The organism is Pseudoduganella lutea (assembly GCF_004209755.1).
In the GTDB taxonomy this organism is placed as follows: Bacteria; Pseudomonadota; Gammaproteobacteria; order Burkholderiales; family Burkholderiaceae_D; genus Rugamonas; species Rugamonas lutea.
The window spans coordinates 608,583-632,245 of sequence record NZ_CP035913.1; the positions used below are offsets into that span (position 1 = coordinate 608,583).

General features: G+C 63.1%; 21 protein-coding genes. 3 read left to right on the forward strand and 18 right to left on the reverse strand.

The window, feature by feature from the left end; all coding sequences use genetic code 11:
• Positions 1-22 precede the first annotated feature (22 nt).
• Both ftsH and EWM63_RS02500 read right to left on the reverse strand, forming a co-directional pair.
• Entirely contained in the window at positions 23-1,906 is a 1,884-nt protein-coding gene (gene ftsH, locus EWM63_RS02495) for an ATP-dependent zinc metalloprotease FtsH (RefSeq protein ID WP_130185130.1), read from the reverse strand.
• 273 nt (positions 1,907-2,179) lie between these two features.
• Complete coding sequence (locus EWM63_RS02500; protein WP_130185131.1) at positions 2,180-2,830, reverse strand: RlmE family RNA methyltransferase; 651 nt, start codon at positions 2,828-2,830, stop codon at positions 2,180-2,182.
• Positions 2,831-2,873: 43 nt separating this feature from the next.
• Between EWM63_RS02500 and yhbY the strand changes: the two genes are divergently transcribed.
• Positions 2,874-3,338: a ribosome assembly RNA-binding protein YhbY gene (yhbY, locus tag EWM63_RS02505; RefSeq protein WP_130185132.1), complete on the forward strand. Its 465-nt coding sequence runs from the start codon at positions 2,874-2,876 to the stop codon at positions 3,336-3,338.
• Positions 3,339-3,558: 220 nt separating this feature from the next.
• On the opposite strand, the gene EWM63_RS02510 is transcribed toward yhbY, so the two are convergent.
• The 16 genes from EWM63_RS02510 to pstS form a co-directional block, all read right to left on the reverse strand.
• The gene (locus EWM63_RS02510) at positions 3,559-4,002 is read right to left on the reverse strand and encodes a DUF4149 domain-containing protein (RefSeq protein ID WP_207221230.1); all 444 of its coding nucleotides are present in this window, start codon (positions 4,000-4,002) and stop codon (positions 3,559-3,561) included.
• Positions 4,002-4,478 carry a transcription elongation factor GreA gene (gene greA / locus EWM63_RS02515; protein WP_130185134.1) on the reverse strand — a complete coding sequence of 159 codons (477 nt, stop codon included), beginning with the start codon at positions 4,476-4,478 and terminating at the stop codon, positions 4,002-4,004. The genes EWM63_RS02510 and greA overlap by 1 nt, the downstream gene beginning before the upstream one ends.
• A gap of 172 nt (positions 4,479-4,650) precedes the next feature.
• Positions 4,651-7,881 (reverse strand): carbamoyl-phosphate synthase large subunit, encoded by a 3,231-nt coding sequence (carB, locus tag EWM63_RS02520; protein WP_130185135.1) that lies wholly within the window; start codon positions 7,879-7,881, stop codon positions 4,651-4,653.
• Entirely contained in the window at positions 7,882-9,045 is a 1,164-nt protein-coding gene (gene carA / locus EWM63_RS02525; RefSeq protein WP_130185136.1) for a glutamine-hydrolyzing carbamoyl-phosphate synthase small subunit, read from the reverse strand. It lies immediately after the preceding gene.
• 252 nt (positions 9,046-9,297) lie between these two features.
• On the reverse strand, positions 9,298-10,461 hold the full coding sequence (locus EWM63_RS02530; RefSeq protein ID WP_207221231.1) for a rhamnogalacturonan acetylesterase: 1,164 nt from the start codon (positions 10,459-10,461) through the stop codon (positions 9,298-9,300).
• Between the two features lie 233 nt (positions 10,462-10,694).
• Positions 10,695-11,411, reverse strand: coding sequence for a PEP-CTERM sorting domain-containing protein (locus EWM63_RS02535; RefSeq protein ID WP_229487692.1), 717 nt, complete (start codon positions 11,409-11,411; stop codon positions 10,695-10,697).
• A 68-nt stretch (positions 11,412-11,479) separates the two neighbouring features.
• Positions 11,480-12,211: a PEP-CTERM sorting domain-containing protein gene (locus EWM63_RS02540; protein ID WP_130185137.1), complete on the reverse strand. Its 732-nt coding sequence runs from the start codon at positions 12,209-12,211 to the stop codon at positions 11,480-11,482.
• Positions 12,212-12,378: 167 nt separating this feature from the next.
• On the reverse strand, positions 12,379-12,783 hold the full coding sequence (locus EWM63_RS02545) for a GlcG/HbpS family heme-binding protein (protein ID WP_130185138.1): 405 nt from the start codon (positions 12,781-12,783) through the stop codon (positions 12,379-12,381).
• Between the two features lie 25 nt (positions 12,784-12,808).
• The gene (locus EWM63_RS02550) at positions 12,809-13,816 is read right to left on the reverse strand and encodes a patatin-like phospholipase family protein (RefSeq protein WP_130185139.1); all 1,008 of its coding nucleotides are present in this window, start codon (positions 13,814-13,816) and stop codon (positions 12,809-12,811) included.
• Between the two features lie 76 nt (positions 13,817-13,892).
• Positions 13,893-15,212, reverse strand: a complete 1,320-nt coding sequence (gene phoR / locus EWM63_RS02555) for a phosphate regulon sensor histidine kinase PhoR (RefSeq protein WP_130185140.1) — start codon at positions 15,210-15,212, stop codon at positions 13,893-13,895.
• The gene (locus EWM63_RS02560) at positions 15,209-15,901 is read right to left on the reverse strand and encodes a response regulator (protein ID WP_130185141.1); all 693 of its coding nucleotides are present in this window, start codon (positions 15,899-15,901) and stop codon (positions 15,209-15,211) included. The genes phoR and EWM63_RS02560 overlap by 4 nt, the downstream gene beginning before the upstream one ends.
• 7 nt (positions 15,902-15,908) lie before the next feature.
• Complete coding sequence (phoU, locus tag EWM63_RS02565) at positions 15,909-16,616, reverse strand: phosphate signaling complex protein PhoU (RefSeq protein WP_130185142.1); 708 nt, start codon at positions 16,614-16,616, stop codon at positions 15,909-15,911.
• 19 nt (positions 16,617-16,635) lie between these two features.
• Positions 16,636-17,424 carry a phosphate ABC transporter ATP-binding protein PstB gene (gene pstB, locus EWM63_RS02570; RefSeq protein WP_130185143.1) on the reverse strand — a complete coding sequence of 263 codons (789 nt, stop codon included), beginning with the start codon at positions 17,422-17,424 and terminating at the stop codon, positions 16,636-16,638.
• A gap of 59 nt (positions 17,425-17,483) precedes the next feature.
• Positions 17,484-18,329 (reverse strand): phosphate ABC transporter permease PstA, encoded by an 846-nt coding sequence (gene pstA, locus EWM63_RS02575; RefSeq protein ID WP_371861169.1) that lies wholly within the window; start codon positions 18,327-18,329, stop codon positions 17,484-17,486.
• Positions 18,330-18,367: 38 nt separating this feature from the next.
• Positions 18,368-19,312 (reverse strand): phosphate ABC transporter permease subunit PstC, encoded by a 945-nt coding sequence (gene pstC / locus EWM63_RS02580; RefSeq protein WP_130185144.1) that lies wholly within the window; start codon positions 19,310-19,312, stop codon positions 18,368-18,370.
• Positions 19,313-19,498: 186 nt separating this feature from the next.
• On the reverse strand, positions 19,499-20,542 hold the full coding sequence (gene pstS / locus EWM63_RS02585) for a phosphate ABC transporter substrate-binding protein PstS (RefSeq protein WP_130185145.1): 1,044 nt from the start codon (positions 20,540-20,542) through the stop codon (positions 19,499-19,501).
• A 322-nt stretch (positions 20,543-20,864) separates the two neighbouring features.
• Here pstS and ppk1 point away from each other — a divergent pair, with 322 nt between their 5' ends.
• Together ppk1 and sixA are read left to right on the forward strand one after the other, a co-directional pair.
• A complete protein-coding gene (ppk1, locus tag EWM63_RS02590) occupies positions 20,865-22,955 on the forward strand; it encodes a polyphosphate kinase 1 (RefSeq protein ID WP_130185146.1) in 2,091 nt (696 codons plus the stop codon).
• Between the two features lie 36 nt (positions 22,956-22,991).
• Entirely contained in the window at positions 22,992-23,459 is a 468-nt protein-coding gene (gene sixA / locus EWM63_RS02595) for a phosphohistidine phosphatase SixA (protein WP_130185147.1), read from the forward strand.
• The last annotated feature ends 204 nt before the right edge of the window (positions 23,460-23,663 follow it).

Below are 23,663 nucleotides of genomic sequence, written 5' to 3' on the forward strand. Positions count from 1 at the left end.
TTTTATGACGACATGACGCTGCTTACGCCGGCGCGGTGGCGTTCGGCGACGGCGACGACGGACCGTCGCCGTTCGGCTGCTTGCGAATCGTGACGCCGGCCTTCGGCGGCCGTGGTTCGTTGCCGGCCATAATGTCGTTGATCTGGTCCGCGTCGATGGTTTCCCAGTCGAGCAGCGCCTTCGTCATCGCCTCGACCTTGTCGCGGTTTTCATCCAGCAACTTGCGCGCCAGCGCATACTGCGTGTCGAGGATCGCGCGGATCTCGGCATCCACCTTCTGTTGCGTGGCTTCCGAAATGGTCTTGTTGCTGCCGCCCAGGAAGCCTTCGTTCGCCTCGTCCTCGTAGACCATCACGCCCAGCGAATCGGACATGCCGAATTTCGTGACCATCGAGCGGGCCAGTTTCGTGGCGCGCTGGAAGTCGTTCGAGGCGCCGGTGGACATCTGGCCGACGAACAGTTCCTCGGCGATGCGGCCGCCGAACAGGATCGAGATTTCTTCCAGCATCTTGTCCTTGTAGCCGGAGATGCGGTCGTGCTCGGGCAGCTGCCAGGTCAGGCCCAGGGCCCAGCCGCGCGGCATGATGGTGACCTTGTGCACCGGATCGGCCTTCGGCAGCAGCTTCGCGACGACGGCGTGGCCGGACTCGTGATACGCCGTGTTGCGGCGTTCCTCTTCGCGGATCACCATCGACTTGCGTTCCGGGCCCATGAAGATCTTGTCCTTGGCATCCTCGAAGTCGGCCATGTCCACCAGGCGCTTGCTGCGGCGGGCGGCGAACAGGGCCGCTTCGTTGACCAGGTTGGCCAGGTCGGCGCCGGAGAAGCCAGGGGTACCGCGAGCCAGGATGTCGGCCTTCACGTCGGTGCTGATCGGCACCTTGCGCATGTGCACGTTCAAGATCTGTTCGCGGCCGCGGATGTCCGGCAAGCCCACGGAGACCTGGCGGTCGAAACGGCCCGGGCGCAGCAGCGCCTTGTCCAGCACGTCGGCACGGTTCGTCGCGGCGATCACGATGACGCCCGAGGAAGCCTCGAAACCGTCCATCTCGACCAGCAGCTGGTTCAGCGTCTGTTCGCGCTCGTCGTTGCCGCCGCCCATGCCGGCGCCGCGGTGACGACCCACCGCATCGATCTCGTCGATGAAGATGATGCACGGCGAATGCTTCTTGGCGTTCTCGAACATGTCGCGCACGCGGGACGCGCCCACGCCAACGAACATTTCAACGAAATCGGAACCGGAAATCGAGAAGAACGGTACTTTCGCCTCGCCGGCGATGGCACGCGCCAGCAGCGTTTTACCGGTACCCGGAGGGCCCACCATCAGCACGCCGCGCGGGATCCGGCCACCCAGTTTCTGGAACTTGGTCGGATCGCGCAGGAAGTCGACGATCTCCGTCACTTCTTCCTTGGCTTCATCGCAGCCGGCCACGTCGGAAAACGTGACGGTATTGTTGGTTTCATCCAACATGCGGGCCTTCGACTTGCCGAACGAGAACGCGCCGCCTTTGCCGCCGCCCTGCATCTGGCGCATGAAGAAGATCCACACGCCGATCAGCAGCAGCATCGGGAACCAGGACACGAATACCTGTTGCAGGAACGATGGCTCTTCCGGCGGACGCACGTCAAAACGCACGCCGTTGTCGCGCAGGTCGCCGATCAGGCCGCGGTCCAGGTAGGTGGACGTGGTGCGGACACGCGAATCGTCGGTTTTCGTCGCGGTGATCGTGTTGCCCTCGATGACGAGGTCCTTGATGCGCTTCGCCTTGATCTCATCCAGCAGGTCGGAATACGCGATGGTCTTGCTGCCGCCGGAGATGCTGTGGTTGTCGAATTGCTTGAACAGCATGAACAACAACAGGGCTACGACAACCCAGATGGCGGATTTGGAAAACATGTTATTCACGAAAACTCCTTGGATGCTCGCGCACCTGTTACCTGTAGCAGAAATTCGATTTTACCCGCATTAGGCCAAAGCGTGCTACAAGGCGGCCTAAAGGTGCGCGAAAGCAGCAGCGCACGTATCAAATCTTCAAATCCCGCGCCGAATCCGGCAATGCGGGCGTGCGCAACGCGCCATGTGCTGCCGATGTGCGGCTCGGAGCGCGAAAAACAAGGGCGTCCCGGAGGTTTTTCCACCCTTTTGCACAAACCGGCATGGGAAATCACGACGTCCGGCTCAATTTTCCGCAGGATTCTTCAAACCGCGGCCGAGCAGGAAAATTTCGGACGATTTGACGCGGCTGGCTTTTGGTTTTTTCTGCGCGACAGTTTTGAATTCATGGCGGAACTTTTCCACGATTTGCGAAAAGCCCATGTCCTTGAAGCATTTCACCAGCAGCGCGCCGCCCGGTTTCAGGTGCAACTGTGAAAACTCGATCGCCAGGTCGATCAGGTCTTCCATCCGTGCCGCATCGGCCGAGGCGATACCGGAAAGATTGGGCGCCATGTCCGACAGGACCAGGTCGACCTTGCGGCCCTGCAGCAGCTGGGCCAGCTGGTCGACGCTCTCCTGCTCGCGGAAATCGCCCTGGATGAAATGCATGTCGGCGATCGGCTCCATCGGCAGGATGTCGAGGCCGATGATCGTGCCATTGATGCCGCCGCCTTCCTTGCCGGCCAGCTTGCGGCGCACGTATTGCCCCCAGCTGCCGGGCGTGCAGCCAAGGTCGACGATCACCTGGCCCGCGCGCACCAGCTTTTCGTCCTCGTCGATTTCCTTGAGCTTGTAGGCCGCGCGGGCCCGGTAGCCATCCTTCTGCGCCGCCTTGACGTAAGGGTCGTTAATATGGTCGTGCAACCAGTTTTTGTTTAATTTGTTCTTTGCCATTCGCGTAGAATACTGCCTTTAAGAGAACTACCTATAAATCATTATGTTGAATCTGACCCCTGTTGAGCGCAGCGCCCTGCGCGCAGAAGCCCACGCGCTCAAGCCCATCGTCCTCATTGGGGAAGCAGGCCTCTCCGAGGCCGTGATGAAGGAAATCGACCTGGGACTGGATTCCCACGGCCTGATCAAGGTCCGCGTGTTCGGCGACGACCGCGAAGCCCGCATCGAAATGTACGAAACCATCTGCGAACAGCTCGAAGCCGCTCCCGTGCAGCATATCGGCAAGCTGCTGGTGCTGTACCGCCCGAAAAAGGAAGCAGAGAAAGCCCGTTCCGCGAAAACCGGCAAGGGCATGCGCATGGTCACCATCGTCAAGCCCAGCGCCAGCGGCACCAAGAAGCCTTCCGTCAGCAAGGTCATGCTGAAAGGCAATGAACGCGTCACCGAAGGCGGCACCATCAAGCGTGCCAAGAAACGCCAGACCAGCACCAAGAAGAACGTCGGCTGACCGGCCGGCTCCACCATGAAAGCGGGCACTGCCCGCTTTTTTGTTGCCTGAAAAATGGGGACGTACCCCATTTTTCAAGCAACATTTTCTCAGCCTGGGCATCGTACCGGGAACTCGAAAGCCCGTAGATCTCTATCGCAGCCTTCGAGACCGTACTCTCCAGCGTATTATTTGGGCAATGTTTCTCGGAAAATGGGGTACGTCCCCATTTTTCGGGTAACTATTGCTTCAGGATCAGCCAGCCGGCGAGAAAACTCTGCACGAGGTAGATCACGCTCGACACGCCGTGCAGCATGCCGAAACGCGACTTGGCGGCCGATTCCATCACGCCGCCGGGCCCTGCCGCGGCGCGCAGTTCGGCCATCATCGGCTGCAGGCCGAAATGGCTCACGACCGTGCACAGCGCCATCGCGGCCACTAGCGCGAGCATGGTGCGCCGGCGCGCCGGCGTCCAGTCGGGCGTGGCGAACTTCAGCAGTACCAGCAGCGCCAGCGCGCAACCGAGCGACAGCATCGCCTCGGCATGGAACATCGCGCCAGCAAGCGTGCCGGCCAGCACGCGGTCGGAGAGCGTGGTGAACAGCGTGGGCGCGACGAGGTAGCCGACGGTCCACAGGCTGCCGGCCCACAGCACCGCGACCAGCAGCCGCAGCTTCGCCAGCATCACACGTAGTGCACTTCGAGGATTTCGTATTCGCGCGGGCCGCTCGGGGCCTGCACTTCGACCACGTCGCCGGCCGACTTGCCGATCAGCGCACGGGCGATCGGCGACGTCACCGACACCTTGTTGACCTTGATGTCGGCTTCATCGGTGCCCACGATCTGGTAGCTGACTTTCTGGCCCGATTCCAGGTCTTCCAGGTCGACGGTGGCGCCGAAGACGACGCGGCCTTCCGCGTCCAGCGTGGCGGGATCGATGATCTGGGCGCTCGACAGCTTGCCTTCCAGCTCGGCGATGCGGCCCTCGACGAATGCCTGCCGCTCTTTCGCGGCATCGTATTCGGCGTTTTCGGACAGGTCGCCATGCGAGCGCGCCTCGGCGATCGCATCGATGACGATACGGCGTTCCTTGGTCTTCAACTGGTGCAGTTCTTCCTTCAGGAGCTCGGCGCCGTACTTGGTGAGTGGAACAGAATTCATGTGTCGTCTCTTGGGTAATTGAAAAAGCACAGAGCCCGCGCCATGCTTCGGCGCGGGCTCTGTCGTGGGGCTGTGGTGACGTGAATACTTCACGTACTACCAGACTTTGTACCAGACTTTGTACCAAACTTCGTAACCAGGCCGCGGGTCATTACAGACCCGCGGTAAGCACTTAGTTTAAGGTTTTATGCAGCCCTTGTAAATCGTACACCTGCAACTCGTCCAGGTGACGGATACCGGCCACCGCCGCCTCGGCACCGGCGATCGTCGTGTAGGTCGTCACGCGCGATTGCAGTGCCGACGTGCGGATCGCCCGCGAATCGACGATGGCGCTGCGCTTTTCCTCGACCGTGTTGATGACCAGGGCGATCTCGTGGTTCTTGATCATGTCGACCACGTGCGGGCGGCCTTCGACCACCTTGTTGACCGGCGTGACGGGAATGCCCGCCGCCGAGATCACGGCGGCCGTGCCCTTCGTGGCCACCAGCGAGAAGCCTGCCTCGACCAGGTCGCGCGCCACTTTCACGGCGCGCGGCTTGTCCGATGCCTTCACCGACAGGAACACCTTGCCGGACTTCGGCAGTTTCACGCCGGCGCCCAGCTGCGATTTCACGAACGCTTCCGCGAACGTCTGGCCCACGCCCATCACTTCGCCGGTCGACTTCATTTCCGGGCCGAGGATCGTGTCCACGCCCGGGAACTTCACGAACGGGAACACGGCTTCCTTCACGCTGTAGTATGGCGGCACGACTTCGGTCGTGATGCCCTGCGACGACAGCGTCTGGCCCACCATGCAGCGCGCGGCGATCTTCGCCAGCTGCAGGCCGGTGGCCTTCGACACGAACGGCACCGTGCGCGAGGCGCGCGGATTCACTTCGAGGACGAATACGACATCCTTCTGCTCTCCGTCGATCTCCTGCTTCTGGATCGCGAACTGCACGTTCATCAGGCCGACCACGTTCAGGCCCTTGGCCATCAGCGCGGTCTGGCGCTTCAGTTCATCGATGGTTTCCTGCGACAGCGAATACGGCGGCAGCGAGCACGCGGAGTCGCCCGAGTGCACGCCGGCCTGCTCGATGTGTTCCATCACGCCGCCGATGAACGTGGTCTCGCCATCGGAGATGCAATCCACGTCGCATTCGATCGCATCGTTCAGGAAGCGGTCCAGCAGCACGGGCGAATCGTTCGATACCTTGACCGCTTCGCGCATGTAGCGCTCCAGGTCGCGCTGCTCGTGTACGATTTCCATCGCGCGGCCGCCCAGCACATAGGAAGGACGCACCACCAGCGGGTAGCCGATTTCCTGGGCCAGGGCCAGGGCTTCGGTTTCCGTGCGCGCGGTACGGTTCGGCGGCTGGCGCAGGTCCAGGTCCTGCAGCAGCTTCTGGAAACGCTCGCGGTCTTCGGCCGCGTCGATCATGTCGGGCGACGTGCCCACGATCGGCACGCCGTTCTTTTCCAGGTCCAGCGCCAGCTTCAGCGGCGTCTGGCCGCCGTACTGCACGATCACGCCGACCGGCTTTTCCAGCTCGACGATTTCCAGCACGTCTTCCAGCGTCAGCGATTCGAAGTACAGGCGGTCCGACGTGTCGTAGTCGGTCGACACGGTTTCCGGATTGCAGTTGACCATGATGGTCTCGTAGCCGTCTTCACGCATCGCCAGCGCGGCATGCACGCAGCAGTAGTCGAATTCGATGCCCTGGCCGATCCGGTTCGGGCCGCCGCCCAGCACCATGATCTTCTTCTTGTCGGTCGGGTTCGATTCGCATTCCTCGTCGTACGTGGAATACATGTACGCGGTGTTGGTGGCGAATTCGGCGGCGCAGGTGTCCACGCGCTTGTACACCGGGCGAATGCCCAGCGCGCGGCGCTGCTCGCGCACGGCCGTGTCGGTCGTCTGCAGCAGGTAGGCCAGGCGGCGGTCCGAGAAGCCCTTCTGCTTCAGGCGGTACAGCGTGTTCTTGTCCAGGTTTTCCAGCTTCTGCGTATCCAGCCACAGCTCCAGGTCGACGATCTCCTTGATCTGCACGAGGAACCACGGGTCGATCTTGGTCAGGTTGTGCACTTCTTCCATCGTGAAGCCCTGGGCAAACGCGTCGCCCACGTACCAGATGCGCTCCGGACCCGGCTCGCCCAGTTCCTCTTCGATCTTCTCGCGGTCGACCGTCATCTGGTTCATGCCGTCGACGCCCACTTCCAGGCCGCGCAGCGCCTTCTGGAACGATTCCTGGAACGTGCGGCCCATCGCCATCACTTCGCCCACCGATTTCATCTGCGTGGTGAGGTGGTCGTCGGCGGTCGGGAATTTCTCGAATGCGAAACGGGGGATCTTCGTGACGACGTAGTCGATCGACGGTTCGAACGATGCCGGCGTGGCGCCGCCCGTGATCTCGTTGCGCAGTTCGTCGAGCGTGAAGCCCACGGCCAGCTTGGCCGCCACTTTGGCGATCGGGAAGCCAGTGGCCTTCGATGCCAGCGCCGAGGAACGGGATACGCGCGGATTCATCTCGATGACGATCATGCGGCCGTCTTTCGGGTTGATCGAGAACTGCACGTTCGAGCCGCCCGTGTCCACGCCGATCTCGCGCAGCACCGCCAGGGAGGCATTGCGCATGATCTGGTATTCCTTGTCCGTCAGCGTCTGTGCCGGCGCCACGGTGATCGAGTCGCCGGTGTGCACGCCCATCGGGTCCAGGTTCTCGATCGAGCAGATGATGATGCAGTTGTCCGCCTTGTCGCGCACCACTTCCATCTCGTACTCTTTCCAGCCCAGCAGCGATTCCTCGATCAGCAGTTCGTTGGTCGGCGAAGCCTCCAGGCCGCGCTTGCAGATCTGCTCGAATTCTTCCTCGTTGTAGGCGATGCCGCCGCCGCTGCCGCCCATCGTGAACGACGGCCGGATGATGGTGGGGAAGCCGACTTCGCGCTGCACCGCCCAGGCCTCTTCCATCGAGTGCGCCACGCCCGAGCGTGCCGAACCGAGGCCGATCTTGGTCATCGCGTCCTTGAACTTGGAACGGTCCTCGGCCTTGTCGATGGCTTCCGGCGTGGCGCCGATCAGCTCCACGTTGTACTTGGCCAGCACGCCGTTGTTGTGCAGGTCCAGCGCGCAGTTCAGCGCCGTCTGGCCGCCCATCGTCGGCAGGATCGCGTCCGGGCGCTCTTTCGCCAGGATGCGTTCCACCACTTGCCAGGTGATCGGCTCGATGTACGTGACGTCCGCCATTTCGGGGTCGGTCATGATCGTGGCCGGGTTGCTGTTTACCAGGATGACTTTATAGCCCTCTTCGCGCAGCGCCTTGCAGGCCTGTGCGCCGGAGTAGTCGAATTCGCAGGCCTGGCCGATCACGATCGGGCCGGAGCCGATAATCAGGATGCTTTTGATGTCAGAACGTTTTGGCATTTATTTCTTCTCCGCGGCTTCCATCATCGAGATGAAGCGGTCAAACAGGTACGATACGTCGGTGGGGCCAGGCGATGCTTCGGGGTGGCCCTGGAAGCAGAACGCGGGGGTGTCGGTGCGGGCAAAGCCCTGCAGCGAACCGTCGAACAGCGACACGTGGGTCACGCGGCAGTTGTCGGGCAACGTCGCGGCGTCCACGGCGAAGCCATGGTTCTGCGACGTGATCAGCACCTGCTTCGAATCCAGGTCCTGCACCGGGTGGTTGGCGCCGTGGTGGCCGAACTTCATCTTCAGGGTCTTCGCGCCGGAGGCGAGCGCCATGATCTGGTGGCCCAGGCAGATACCGAACGTGGGGATCTTCTTTTCCATCAGTTCGCGCGTGGCGCGGATGGCGTAGTCGCATGGCTCCGGATCGCCCGGGCCGTTGGCCAGGAAGATGCCGTCCGGGTTCAGGGCCAGCGCGTCGGCCGCCGTCGATTGCGCCGGCAGCACGGTGACCTTGCAGCCGCGCTGGGCCAGCATGCGCAGGATATTGCGCTTCACGCCATAGTCGAACGCCACCACGTGGAACCGCGGGTTCTCGACCTTGCCGTAGCCTTCGCCCAGCTTCCATTCCGTCTCGGTGAATTCATAGGCCGCCTGCGTGGTGACCACCTTGGCCAGGTCCATGCCCGCCAGGCCCGGGAACGAACGGGCCAGTTCGACAGCCTGCGCCACGGATGGCTCGTTGCCCAGCGTGCCCGTCAGGATCGCACCGGCCTGTGCGCCTTTTTCGCGCAGCAGGCGCGTCAGCTTGCGGGTGTCGATGCCGGCAATGGCGACAACGTTCTCGGCTTTCAGGTAGTCGGCCAGCGACTGCGTGGAGCGGAAATTCGAGGCCAGCAGCGGCAGGTCACGGATGATCAGGCCGGCGGCGTGGACTTTCGTGGCTTCGACGTCTTCGGCATTGATGCCGTAGTTACCGATGTGCGGATACGTCAGCGTGACGATCTGGCGCGAGTAGCTGGGGTCGGTCAGGATTTCCTGATAGCCGGTGATGGACGTGTTGAAGACAACTTCGCCCGTCGTGTGACCGGCGGCGCCGATCGAATAACCTTTGAAGACGGTACCGTCGGCAAGAGCCAGGATGGCTGGAACGGAAGGGCCAGAAAAAAATGGCGGCAAGGGCAACTCCTGTAAAGTTACCGTAGCAGCGCCACGTCAGCAGCCCGCATAAAAAATTAGCCGGGCTGGGCCTGGCTGCGGGTGGATGAGAATGGAATGATGAGGTAGGCGCTACGACGGATATGTATTGGCTAAACCTTTGGATTATAGCGCAAAGGCTGTCGCCCGGCAATGCCGGGCGGGCAATCCATTCACGGATTCTAGACCGTAACGCCTGCGGGTGGCGCCCCCATGGAGGCGCCACCGCCCTGCTCAATGTGCCGCGACGCGGATCTGCTGCCGTTCCAGGTCTTCCGCCACCAGCCGCGCCAGCTCGGCCGCTCCGGCACGGTTGGGGTGCAGCGAATCGCCCGGCATGTACAGCTCCAGCGTTGCCTCGCGGCCGATCTGCGTGAAGTAAGCCGATGACAGCACGTTCAAGTCCACCAAGGCCACGTTTTCCTCCTGGGCCAGGGCCAGCGTGGCACGGCGGTACCAGCGCCCGGTCGCGCTGTGCACACCCTCGGCATTGAAGTCGGTGGCGCGCCCCTGCGGCGTGACCAGCACGGGCCGGGCGCCGGTGGCGGCCACCTGGCGCACCATGTCGCGCATGATTTCCTTGAATTGCGCTTCCGTGGTCTCGTTTTTCGGATTCGTGTCGTTGATGCCCATCTCGAGCAGGAAGAGATCGCCCGGCTTGGCATACTTGACGATCGTCTCGAGCTGGCCGCCGTCGCGGAAGCCGCGGGCGATCTGCCCGCCGGTGGCGATATTGCGGACCTGGTGCGCGCGCAGGTCCACATGGTCCGCCAGCAGCTGCCCCCAGCCGCCCTGGGCGCTGGTCGCCAGCGGATAGTAACTGGCGACCGTGGAATCGCCGCCCACCCAGATGGTGGGGCTGGTTTCGGGCTTGGGAGAAACACGCTTGATCTCCAGGGCGCTCAGCGTAAACGCCGTGCCTGCCTTCCCCTCGGTGACGAGCAGGTTGAGCTGCCCGTCCGTGATGGGGATCTCGAATGCGTCCGTCGCGTTATTGCCCGTCAGGTTGAGCACCTGGTAGACGCCTTCCGCGGCCACCGTCGCCCGCGACGTATTGCCGAGCGTGACCGAAATCCTGTACAGGCCCAGCTTCAGGTCCACGTTGAAGGTGTTGGTGCTCTTGGTGCCGAACTGCAGGAAGCGCACGGCGTCGCTGTCGGTGCCGGTGCCGCTGGCCGGCACGTTGCTCATGTGTTCCGGCGTGTTGAAACCATAGCCCTTTTCCGGCGTGTAGGCATCCTCGGCGCGCACACCGATATAGCTCGGCGCGACCGGGCCATCGCCGAAGTCGAACCGGTATGGCGGCTGGCCGTTGGCGTCGCTTCCCGCGCTCGCCCCCATGGCGGTTGCAAGCAGCATGGCGGTCATGGATGCGCGGGCAAGCTGTGATCGGATCATCGGTCTGGTCTCCTTTGTCATTGATGGGCAGGGAATCGCTGCTGGCGTGTGGACGTGGCGATGCCTGCGGCCAGGGGCAGGAAAAGCCCGCCGCGCACCGCGCAGAGCGTTGTCACTCACGCAACGATTTAATCCTGGCCGGCAGGCCAGGTCAATGAGGCAGGACCGGTTGGCGAACGATAATCGTGAAGTTGAGCGGACAGGCGGCGGGGGCGCCCCACAGCCATCCGCCCTCAGGTGCGGCGCCGGCGGGCAGCCGCGGCCAGCAGGCCCAGGCCGCCCAGCATCATGCCGTACGTGGCGGGCTCCGGCACGGCCGCCACCTCGACATTGAGCAGCGCATTGCCGATCGACGCCAGCGCATGCGATGCGGAAGAACTGTCCGGCCCCACGGAACCCCAGGCCTGCGCGAAGACCGTGGCGCCGAGCTCGACCTGGAACGTGCCGTCCAGCGACAGCGGCCCGGCACCCAGCGCCACGGGCTGGAAACCATTGAAGTCCGTCGCCGCCCAGGACCGCGGCAGCAGCGTGCCTGGCGCCGTCAGCAGGAAGCCCAGGCTGGCGAAATTGCTGGCACTGCCCGGTTCGGCGTCGGGCGCCTGCCCTGCGCCCAGCTCGCCATAGCCCAGCGCATGGAGCCCGATCCCCGTGACGCGGTAGCCGGGATTGACATCGATCCGCAGGGTACTCTGGTGACCGCCACCGTTCGTTGCGCCAACACCGGTCAGGTCGTCGGCCGGGAAGTGCTGCACGTCCTGGTTCAGCGTATCGAGGGAGATGCTGGTCGTCAGCGGCGTGAGCGCCGCCACACTGATGCTCCAGTTTTCCGGGGCGGGCCCATCGATGTACGTGATCGTGAATCCCTGGAACGCCAGCGCGGTGGCAGCCTGCACGGCGGGAACGGCGGACAGCATGGCACCGAGCACCAGCCCGGTCAGCGCGTTTTTCATCTGAACCTCCGTCAGCATGGGTGGCGGCGCGGGCCGCCGGAACGATGCGAAGACAAGCCGCTATCGGTCTAATCCGGGCCGGGCGCCGCAAGCGGCGGAGCCGGTGCGCGACGGCGCCGCGCGAAAAGGCCGAGCACACCGAGGCCGGCCGCCAGCATCAGGCCCGCGTGCGGTTCGGGCACCGGCGCCACTTCCACATGCAGCACGAGGTCGCGCAGGGATGACGACGCCATCGACTCGGCAAACGCGCCGCCGCCTTCCACGCCCCACGCCTGCGCCGCCAGCATGCCCGAGATACTGACATTGGCGGTACCGGAAAGATCCAGCGGCCCGGTCGGTACGTCGACGGTGTTTTCGGCCTGGAAACCGGCATAGGAAGCACCCCACGTGTCGGAAGTTCCGACGGTGAGGTACAGGTTTGCTTCGTTATTGGCGGTGCCCGGCGGGAAGTTGGGCAACTGGCCAGGGGCCAGCTCGCCAAAAGCGATGCCGGTCACGGACAGCCGCGTCACGCGGTAGCCGGCACCGATGTCGAGTCGCAGCGCGCTCCATGAAACGGTCGCGGCGAAGCCGCCGGCGCCGGTGAGATCGTGCGCCTCCACGGCCAGGGACTGGTTCAGGGTGTCGAGGGAAAAACTGGCCACCCCGGGAAACAGGTCGACCTGCGTGATGCTCCAGTCTTCCGGCGTGGGGCCGCCGACGTAGGTGATGGTGAAGGCCGCCGTGTCGATGGTGGTGGCGGCGGGAACGGGCGAGGACAACAGCAAGCCGAGCGCGAACCCGGCCATCGCATTTCTCATGTGAGCCTCCGTTGGGTCGGCACCGCACTTTGCAGCCCATGCGGCAAACGCGGCGCCGCAGCCATGCTGGCTTACAGCATAGCAGCCGCTGCCGGAAATGCCAGCCGGAGGCTTCGGATCAGCCGCGCCGTTGGCGCGCCGCCACACCGGACAGGGTGGGGAGAAAATCAGCCCAGCGCGGCGATACCGGCCTTGGCGATCTGCGCGTCCTGGTCGGACTTCACGCCGGAAACACCCACGGCGCCGATCGAATGACCGTCGACGACGATGTTCACGCCGCCTTCCAGCAAGCCTTCCACTTCCGGCGCCGTCAGGAACGCGTAGCGGCCGTTGTTGATCACGTCTTCATAGATTTTCGTTTCACGGCGGCCCAGCGCCGACGTCTTGGCTTTCGCCGGCGCGATGTGCGCGGTCAGCGGCGCGGCGCCATCCAGGCGCTGCTGCCACAGCAGGTGACCGCCGTCGTCGACGATCGCGATCGACACCGCCCAGTCATTCGCCAGTGCTTCGGCTTCGGCGGCGGCGGCGATCTTCTTTACATCGGCGAGTGTCAGGTAAGGCTTGCTTTGCATGTTACTTCTTCCTTCGGTTGATGAATCATTGACTGGCCACGGCCGGTGATTCCCGGCGGGCCTTCAGTTTCTGCTTGATCTGGGGCATCAGCGCCAGCGTGGCCTTCTCGCCGGCCTGCATCGCCCGCGCGCGGCTGGCGAAGTCGTTCCCGGCCATATTGCCCAGCGCCGGCTGGATCACCACGTCGGCATCGCGCAATTCATACTGGTTGATGCGCTGGCCCATGATCGAAAAGGTTTGCATGATCACCTGGAGCGACGATACGGCGGCCTGCGCCTCGGTCTGCGTGCTGATGTTGACGGCGATGATGAACTCGGCGCCCATTTCCTTCGTGAAGCGCACCGGCACGGGTGCCACCAGCCCACCATCGACATAGGTGCGGTTGCCGATGGTGACCGGCTGGAAAACGCCCGGCACGGCCGAGCTGGCGCGCACGGCCTGCCCGGTATTGCCGCGCGCGAACAGGATCGGCTGGCCCGTCTTCAGGTCGGACGCGACGGCGCCGAACGGCAGCTTCAGTTTTTCGATCGGACGGTTGTTGACGGCCTTGTTGACGTAGCTTTGCAGTGCCACGCCCTTCAGCACGCCGGACTTGGTGCCGAACAGCGGCAGTGCCCAGTCCGAGATCGCCGCCTCGTCCATCGCATACGCCATCTTTTGCAGCGCACCGGCGTTGTTCCCGGCGGCGTAGAGCGCACCGACCACGCTGCCGGCACTGGTGCCGACCACCACGTCGGCCATGATGCCGTTCGCTTCGAGCGCCTTGATCACGCCGATGTGGGCAAAGCCGCGTGCGGCACCGCCGCCCAGCGCCAGCCCGATCCTGACCTTGCGCTGCGGCGGCGCGGCGGGCGTGTGGATGGTGGGCGTCGCATCGCCGAGCGCAGGCGGAATGACGGGCGGCAGCGTTCCCGCCGCGCCCGGCGCACCGTTCGCGGCGACCGTCGTGCCAGGGGGAATAACGGGAGCGCTACCGCATCCGGCCAGGAAGGCCGCGGCCAGCGCATACACGCTCAATCGTTTCAGGAACATCACTGTCAATCTGGTTGGGGCCGGCACCAGGAACGCGAAAAGCGTGCGCGGGTGCGCGGCAAAACGGCAGATTGTATCAGTTCGCGGCGAGCGCGGCGGCTGGCTGTGGCGCGGCCGCCAGCGTCTTCGGCAGGTTGACGGTGAACGTGCTGCCCTTGCCGGGCTCCGAACTGATCGAGAGCGTGCCGTTGTGGCGCAGCAACACGTGCTTGACGATCGCCAGGCCCAGGCCCGTTCCCTGCGTTTCCCTGGAACGGCTCTTGTCGACCCGGTAGAAACGTTCGGTCAGCCGCGAAATGTGCTCGGGGCTGATGCCGATGCCGGTATCGCGCACCGTGAAGCGCACGCCGGTGGCCGTGTCTTCCCACTTCATGGACACGGTGCCGCCCGCGGGCGTGTAGCGCACGGCATTGGCGGCCAGGTTGCCGAACGCGCTGTACAGCTCTTCCACGCCACCCATCACGTCGCTGCCGTTCACGTCGAGGACGATCTCGTGCTTGCCGGCGGACAATGCCAGTGCATCGCGCCGCACCTTTTCCAGCAACTGGTCGATATGCACGTGCTCGGCACGCACCGGGTGGTCGATCGATTCCAGGCGCGACAGCGTCAGCATGTCCTCGATCAGGTGCTGCATCCGGTAAGCCTGGTCCATCATCAGCTTCAAGTGGGCCTGGCGCGTGCCCTCGTCGAGCTGTTCGGCCGCGGCAATCTCCAGGAACCCCAGCACCACCGTCAGCGGTGTGCGCAATTCGTGCGAGGCATTGGCCACGAAGTCGCGGCGCATCATGTCGGTGCGCTCGCTTTCCGTGACATCGTGCGTGACCAGGATCTGGCGCCGGTTTTCAAACGGAATGATGTGCGTGATCAGCTTGCGGCCACGGAAGGACAGCACCAGCGGCTGGTCATAACGGCCCAGGATCAGGTAATCCATGAAATCCGGGCTGCGCACCAGGTTCGTCACACGCATGCCCTTGTCACGGTCATGCCGCAGGCCCAGGTGTTCCTCGGCGGCCGGATTGCACCATTCAAGGAACAGCACGTCGTCCATGATCACCACGCCGTCGGGCAGCAGGTGCATCGCCTGGCGGAAACGGGCCAGCCATTCGGTCAGTTCGGCCTGGTTTTTCTCGTCGTCGCGGCGCAGGCGGTACAGCCGGGAAAACACCGGCGTCCATTCGCCCCAGCCATCGGGCAGCTTGGCGCTGTTCGGTTCGTCGAGCCAGCCGGACAGCTGGTACAGGTAGTGCAGCTGCACCAGCACCATCGCACCCAGCGATGCTACCGCCACCGACAGCGCCGTCACCATGCCGAACCACCACCACAACAGGCCGATGCCGAACGCGCCGGCGACCATCTGGATGGCGACCGGTACCCAGAACACGAACCGTGGATTCATGTTTTTTCAGACAGCATGTAGCCGACGCTGCGCACTGTCTTGATCAAGTGCTCCGCTTCCTTCAGCGCCTTGCGCAGGCGCAGCACGTGCACGTCCACCGTGCGTTCCTCGATGACCACGTGGTCGCCCCACACCTTGTCGAGCAGCTGGCTGCGCGAGAACACGCGTTCCGGATGGGCCAGGAAGAATTTCAGCAGCTTGTATTCGGCGTGGCCGATATCGATCTTGGCCTGGCCCAGCGACACGGTGCAGCTGATCGGGTCGAGCGTGATCGGGCCGGCGCGCATGGCGGCATCGGCGTGCTCCGGGCTCTTGCGGCGCAGCAGCGCACGCGAGCGGGCCAGCAGTTCGCGCGGCGAAAACGGCTTGGTGATGTAGTCGTCCGCGCCGTTGTTCAAGCCCGCCAGCTTGTCTTCTTCCATGCTCTTCGCCGTCAGCATGATGATCGGGATGTCGGCGAAATGGCGGTCGCCGCGGATGCGGGCCAGCAGGCGCAGGCCCGTCTGGTCCGGCAGCATCCAGTCCAGCAGGATCAGCTGTGGCTTGCGCTCGTGAATGAAGTCCCACGCTTCCTGCGTGCTCTGCACCGAACTGACGTTCCAGCCCGACTCGCGCAGCGAGAACGTGACCAGTTCGACAATCGCCGGTTCATCTTCAACAATCAGTACTGTCGTTTTATCCGCTGCCATTTCTCGTTCAGTCTTCCTTGATTCCCTCGCCCGCCGCCACGGCGCGGCTATGGCGGATATCGATGCCTTCCACCACGTAGATCACGTATTCGGCAATGTTCTTCGCATGGTCGCCGATGCGCTCGATCGCCTTGGCGACCCACATCGTATCGAGCGCTGCCGAAATTGTACGCGGATCTTCCATCATGAACGTAATCAGGTTGCGCATGATCGTGCGGAACTCATGGTCGATGATCGCATCCTGCGCGATCAGCGCCAGCGCCTGGGTGTGGTCGTTGCGGGCAAAGGCATCCAGCGCGTCGTGCAGCATGTCGCTGGTGGCCGTGGCGATGTTGCGCACCATCTCGTAGTGGTTCACGGTGACGGCGCCGCGGCTGTGCAGGCTCTTCGCCGTGCGCGCGATCTTCGCGGCTTCGTCCCCGATGCGTTCCAGGTCGGTGATCACCTTGATGGTGGCCATGATCGTGCGCAGGTCGTTGGCCGCCGGCTGGCGGCGCACGATCAGGTGGCTGCACTGGTCGTCCAGCTGCACTTCGAGCTGGTTCACGGCATCGTCTTCGCGGATCACGCGTTCGGCGCGCTCCTGGTTGCCGATGCGAAAGCACGTCATCGCATCGAGGAATTGCGTTTCGACCATGCCGCCCATCAGCAGCACCTTCGAGCGGATCGCTTCGAGGTCGTGGTCGTACGCCTTGGAGGAATGTTCGCCAATCATGATGTCCTTACCTTTCTGATCAGCCGAAGCGACCGGTGATGTAATCCTGGGTTTCCTTGCGGGCCGGATTCATGAAGATCTGGTCCGTTTCGCCGAACTCGACCAGTTCGCCCAGGTACATGTAGGCGGTGTAGTCGGAGCAGCGGGCAGCCTGCTGCATGTTGTGGGTCACGATGGCGATCGTGTAATCCTGCTTCAGTTCGCTGATCAGCTCTTCCACTTTCGACGTGGAGATCGGGTCCAGCGCCGACGTCGGCTCGTCGAGCAGCAGCACGTCGGGCTTGACGGCCACGCCACGGGCGATGCACAGGCGCTGCTGCTGCCCGCCGGACAGCGACAGGCCGCTCTTGCCCAGCTTGTCCTTCACCTCGGTCCACAGCGCGGCCTTCTTCAGTGCCCATTCCACGCGCTCGTCCATTTCGCCTTTCGACAGGTTTTCATACAGGCGCACGCCGAAGGCGATGTTGTCGTAGATGGACATCGGGAACGGCGTGGGCTTCTGGAACACCATGCCGACCTTGGCGCGCAGCATGTTCACGTCCTGCGTGCCTTCGAGGATATTGGTGCCGCGGTAGGCGATCGTGCCTTCGGCGCGCTGGCCCGGATACAGGTCGTACATGCGGTTCAGCGTGCGCAGCAGCGTGGACTTGCCGCAACCGGACGGGCCGATGAAGGCCGTCACCTGGCGCTCATGGATGTCCAGGTTGACGTTGTGCAGGCTGCGCGTCTTGCCATAGAAAAAGTTGAGGTTCTTGATCTCGATGATCTTCGCTGCGGCCTTCGCGGGTGCATTCACTTGCGCGTTCATGTGCGGTTCTCTTGGTAAATAATTTGAATGAAGTATTCGGCTGAACGGGTCGGCCCGGATCAATTCGGGATCTTTTGCGTGAAGACGGTGCGCGACAGGATGTTCAGGGCCAGCACGCTGAACGTGACCAGCAGTGCGCCACCCCAGGCCAGATCGCGCCAGTTGTCATACGGGCTCATGGCGAATTGGTAGATCACATACGGCAGGTTGGCCATCGGCTTGTTCATGTCGGCATTGAAGAACTGGTTCGACAGCGCGGTGAACAGCAGCGGCGCCGTTTCGCCGGCCACGCGGGCCACGGCCAGCAGCACGCCCGTCACGACACCGGCCTTCACGGCACGCAGGCGCACCGTCATGGCCACCTTCCAGCGCGGCGCGCCCAGCGCGAACGCGGCTTCCAGCAGGCTGTTGGGCACGAGGCGCAGCATGTTGTCCGTGGTGCGAACGACCACCGGCACGGCGATCAGCGTCAGCGCGATCGAGCCGGCATAGCCGGAGAAGTGGTTCACGTTGGCCACGTACAGCGCGTAGACGAACAGGCCGATGACGATCGACGGCGCGGACAGCATGACGTCGGTGACGAAACGGGTGATCGCAGCCACCTTGTTTTCCTCGCCGTACTCGGCCAGGTAGATGCCGGCCAGGATGCCGATCGGCGTGGACACCAGCGTCGACAGGCCCACCATCAGCAGGCTGCCGACGATCGCATTGAGCAGGCCGCCGCCATCGCTGCCGGGTGCCGGCGTGGTTTCCGTGAACAGCGCCGGCGTCAGCGCGGCGAAGCCGTTGATGAGCAGCGTGGCCAGGATCCACAGCAGTACGATGACGCCGACCGACATGGCCGCCACCGACATGGCGATGCCGATCCGGTGCGTCCACAGGCGCTTGCGGTAGACGGGGTTCATGCGGGCATTCATGGGTGAGCTGACAGCAGCGGTTTGCATTATTTGACACCTTCTTTACGGGACATGCCTGCCAGCATCAGCTTGGCGGCGGTCAGGACGATGAACGTGATCACGAACAGGATCAGCGCCAGCGAGAACAGCGACGACACATGCAGCGGCGTGGCGGCTTCGCCGAATTCGTTGGCCAGCGTGGAGGCAATCGAGTTGCCCGGTGCGAACAGCGAGGCGGACAGCTTGTTGGCGTTACCGATCACGAACGTGACGGCCATCGTTTCGCCGAGCGCGCGGCCCAGCCCCAGCATCACGCCGCCCACGACGCCCGTCTTGGTGTACGGCAGCACGATCTTGCGCACCACTTCCCAGCGCGTGCAGCCCAGGCCGTACGCGGATTCCTTCAGCACGGCCGGCACGATCTCGAACACGTCGCGCATGACGGAAGAGATGAAGGGAATGATCATGATGGCCAGGATCAGCGCGGCGGTCAGGATGCCGATGCCCATCGTCGGCCCACTGAACAGCACGCCGATGAACGGGACCTGGCCCAGCGTGGCTTTCAGGAACGGCTGCACGTAGTCGCCGAACAGCGGCACGAACACGAACAGGCCCCACATGCCGTAGATGATCGATGGCACGCCGGCCAGCAGCTCGATCGCGGTGCCCAGCGGACGCTTCAGCCACACGGGGCAGATCTCGGTCAGGAACAGCGCGATGCCGAAGCTGACGGGGAACGCGATCAGCAAGGCGATGCCGGCCGTGGACAGCGTGCCGACGATGGCGATCAGGGCGCCATACTGGTCGTTGATCGGGTCCCACTCGACGCGCGTGACGAAGCCGGGGCCGAATTCCTTCAGCGCCGGCCACGCACCCATCGCCAGCGAGATGATGATGCCGATCAGGACAAACAGCACGGACAGGGCGAACGTCATCGTCACCTTGTGGAAGATCCAGTCCTGGATCCGCTGCCGGCGCATCACGGATTGCATCGCGGCCTGCGACACCTTGGACACCGCCTGCGAATCAGCCCCGGGACGGAAGTAATTTCTGCACTCATGGACATAGTTTTTGGATATTTTTCTTGAAAATGGGCTAACCGGGAGTCCCCTGCTGGCATCCAGCTGAGCTCTCCCGGTTAACCCCCTCGGGGTCAGCCGAGGGAGCAGGTACATCGATCAGTACAGCGCCTTGCCGGAAGCATCCTTCAGGTTTGCCTTCCAGGCGGCCTGGACTTGCTTGACCACGGTGTCGGGCAGCGGCACGTAGTCCAGTTCCACGGCGGCCTTGTCGCCGTTGGCGAAGGCCCAGTCGAAGAACTTGACGACTTCCTTGCCCTTGGCCGCATCGGCCTGCTGCTTGTACAGCAGGATGAACGACACGCCGGTGATCGGCCACGACTGCTTGCCGGCCTGGTCGGTCAGCACCACGCCGAAGCCCGGGGTCTTGGTCCACTCGGCATTGGCGGCGGCGGCCTTGAAGTTCTCGTCGTCCGGCTGCAGGAACACGCCATCCTTGTTGCGCAGCTGCGTGTGCTGCATCTTGCTCTTCTTCGCATACGCCCACTCGACGTAGCCGATGGCGCCCTTGATGCGCTGCACGTTGGCGGCCACGCCTTCGTTACCCTTGCCGCCCACGCCAGTCGGCCATTTCACGGCGCTGTTGGCGCCCACGGTCGACTTGAATTCCGGATTGGTCTTGGACAGGAAGTCCGTGAACAGGAACGAGGTGCCCGAGCTGTCGGCACGGTGCACGACGGTGATGTCTTCCGCCGGCAGGGCAACGCCCGCGTTCAGCGTGGCGATCGCCGGATCGTTCCACTTGGTGATCTTGCCCAGGAAGATGTCGCCGACGACCTGGCCGGTCAGCTTCAACTGGCCCGGAGCGATGCCGGGCAGGTTCACCACGGTCACCACGCCGCCCATGATGGCAGGGAATTGCATCAGGCCCGACGCATCCAGGTCTTCCGCTTTCAGCGGCATGTCGGAAGCGCCGAAATCGACGGTCTTCGCCTTGATTTGCTTGATACCTGCGCCGGAGCCCACGGATGCATAGTTCAGGCCGTTGCCGGTGGAAGCCTTGTACTGCTCGGCCCACTTGGCATAGATGGGGTACGGGAAGGTAGCACCAGCGCCGGTCATGTCCGCTGCGGCGGCGGTAGTGAAGGCCACTGCTGCGGAAGCGCCTACGATGAGGGAGGCCATCAACTGTTTCATACGCATATCAAAGTTCCTCTTTCGGGGTTGGGGTACTGAATGCTGCGCAGTGTAGTGACCGAATATGACGGCTTTATGACATGTTTGACGCAGGTTGAAATATTTGACCGAAAAGTCTGTCATAAGTTGTGTGACGTCGCGTCATAAAGCGTTTAACCCATTGAATTATAAGGACATAAATTTATGTCATAATTGTTTGAAAGCCACTTTTGGATGTCATGTTGTTGTCATATTTCTTATCTAGACTGTCATGAGCGCCAGCGTTGCCCTCAGCTACCTGCGGCAGCGCTAAAATCTTGCAATAATGAATAGAAAAACCGATAAAACCATGAAACCCGAGATCCGCGCGGAAGTAACGCGTCACACCCAGTTTTTAGATCGTGAACTCTCTCAGCTTGCTTTCAATCGCCGCGTCATGGCGCAGGCCGAGGATGCGTCGATTCCCGTGCTGGAGCGGCTCCGTTATCTCTGTATTACGTCGAGCAACCTGGATGAGTTCTTTGAAGTGCGTGTCGCCAGCCTGCTGGCCGCCGCCACCGTCGACGGCAAGCTGTCCGAACACCCTGCCCTGACGGCCAACCTGAACCGTGTTTCGTCGGAGTGCCACGCGCTGGTGACCCGGCAATATGACATCCTGAACACCCAGATCCTGCCGCTGCTGAAGGAGCATGGCGTGCATCTGCTGCGCAATAACGAGCGCAATGACGCGCAGCGCGCTTGGCTCAAGGATTATTTCGAACGCGAAGTGCGCCCGCTGCTGACGCCGATCGGCCTCGACCCGGCACACCCGTTCCCGCAAGTCATCAACAAGAGCCTGAACTTCATCGTGGCGCTGTCCGGCAAGGATGCCTTCGGCCGCGGCACGGCGATCGCCATCATCAAGGCGCCGCGCGTGCTGCCGCGCGTGATCAAGCTGCCGGACGAGCTGTCGGACAAGCCCGGCACCTGCTTCTGCCTGCTGTCGTCGATCATCCACGCGCATATTTCCGACCTGTTCTCGGGCCGCGAAGTGATGGCCTATTCGCAGTTCCGCGTCACGCGCGATTCCGACCTGTGGGTGGACGAGGATGAAGTGAAAAACCTGCGCCAGGCATTGAAGGGCGAACTGCAGGGTCGCCAGTTCGGCCGCTCGGTGCGCCTCGAAGTGGCGAAGAACTGCCCACCGGAACTGTCGCAATTCCTGCTCGACCAGTTCGACCTGGACCGCTCCCGCCTGTACCAGGTCGATGGCCCCGTCAACATGGTGCGCCTGAACGAAATGATCGAGCACACGAAGATGCCCGAACTGCGCTTCACGCCGTTCTTGCCGGGCGTGCATCCGACCGGCAACGACATCTTTGCCTCGTTGCGCAAGCAGGATATCCTGCTGCACCATCCCTACCAGTCGTTCCAGACCGTCATCGACTTCATCCGCCAGGCGGCAACCGACCCGTGCGTGGTCGCGATCAAGCAGACCGTCTACCGCACCGGCATGAACTCGGACCTGATGGAAGCCCTGATCCTCGCCGCGCGCCTGGGCAAGGAAGTCACGGTGATCGTGGAACTGATGGCGCGCTTCGACGAGGAAGCCAACATCAACTGGGCCGACAAGCTGGAGCAGGCCGGCGCGCAGGTCGTCTATGGCGTCGTGGGCCTGAAGACGCACGCAAAGATGGCGCTCGTGATCCGGCGCGAAGGCAGCGCGGACAACACCGAGCTGCGCTACTACGCGCACCTGGGTACCGGCAACTACCACCCGACCACGACGAAGTTCTACACCGACTTCGGCCTGCTCACGTGCGAGTCGAGCCTGGCCCGCGACGTCAATGAAGTGTTCATGCACCTGACCAGCCTGGCCAAGCCGCACAAGCTGAACCACCTGTGGCTGGCGCCGTTCGCGCTGCAGAGCGAGATCATCAAGGCGATCCGCAACGAGGCCAAGATCGCCAAGGCCGGCAAGCCGGGCCGCATCATCGTCAAGGTGAATGCGATGGTCGACGAATCGGTGATCCGCGCCCTGTACGCGGCCTCGCAGGATGGCGTGAAGATCGACCTGATCGTGCGCGGCGCCTGCACGTTGCGCCCGGGCGTGCCGGGGCTGTCGGAAAACATCAAGGTGCGCTCGATCATCGGCCGCTTCCTCGAGCACACGCGCATCTATTACTTCCGCAACGACCTCGCACACGACGTTTATCTTGCCAGCGCCGACTGGATGAGCCGCAACCTCTTCCGGCGTATCGAGGTAGCGTTCCCAGTGCTCGACCGCGCGCTGAAACGGCGCGTGATGGCCGAAGGCCTGAACCCCTACCTGAAGGATAATACGAACGCCTGGGAGCTCGAGTCCGATGGGCATTACCAGCGCCGCAAGCCGCGTGGCAAGCAGCAGCCTTTCAGCGCCCAGCAATACCTGATGAAGACGCTCGGCACCGCGGCCGAGTAATAACCGTCACGATCACAAGAAAAAGAAAGGAATCCGATGGACCTGATCCTGTGGCGCCATGCCGAGGCGGAACCGGGCCACGAAGGCTTGCCGGACCTGGAGCGCGCGCTGACGCCGAAAGGCGTGAAACAGGCCCGGCGCATGGGCAAGTGGCTCGATTCGCAACTGCCGGAAAACTGCCGTATCCTCGCCAGCCCGGCCGTGCGCACGGTGCAGACGGCCGAGGGCCTGGGCCGCAAATACAAGACCCACGCCGAACTGGTGCCCGGCGCGGCCCCGGAAGCGATCCTGCAGGCGGCCAACTGGCCGGCCGCCAATCAAACCGTGGTGATCGTGGGCCACCAGCCGACGCTGGGCCAGGTGGCCGCGTTGCTGCTGACGGGCGAACCGCTTGATTTCGAGATGAAAAAGGCGGCCGCCTGGTGGTTCGTGCAGCGCGATGCGGAAGACCCCGCCAGCCTTTACCTGAAGGCGGTGATGGCAGCCGACCTGGTCGTCAAATAAGTCACGGGTTCGCCCCGCACGCCCCTTGTAATGGCATGATCGTCTGCTACAGTACAAATGTAGTACCGGAGTAAACGTATCGTTGCCATGTATGTTTTGTACATTTACAAGGAGCAGCCTTCCGCAAGGATGGCTGGTTTATCATGCCCACTCTGCTGACGATCGGCATCTTCCTGGCCACCGTGGGGCTGATCGCCTATGAAA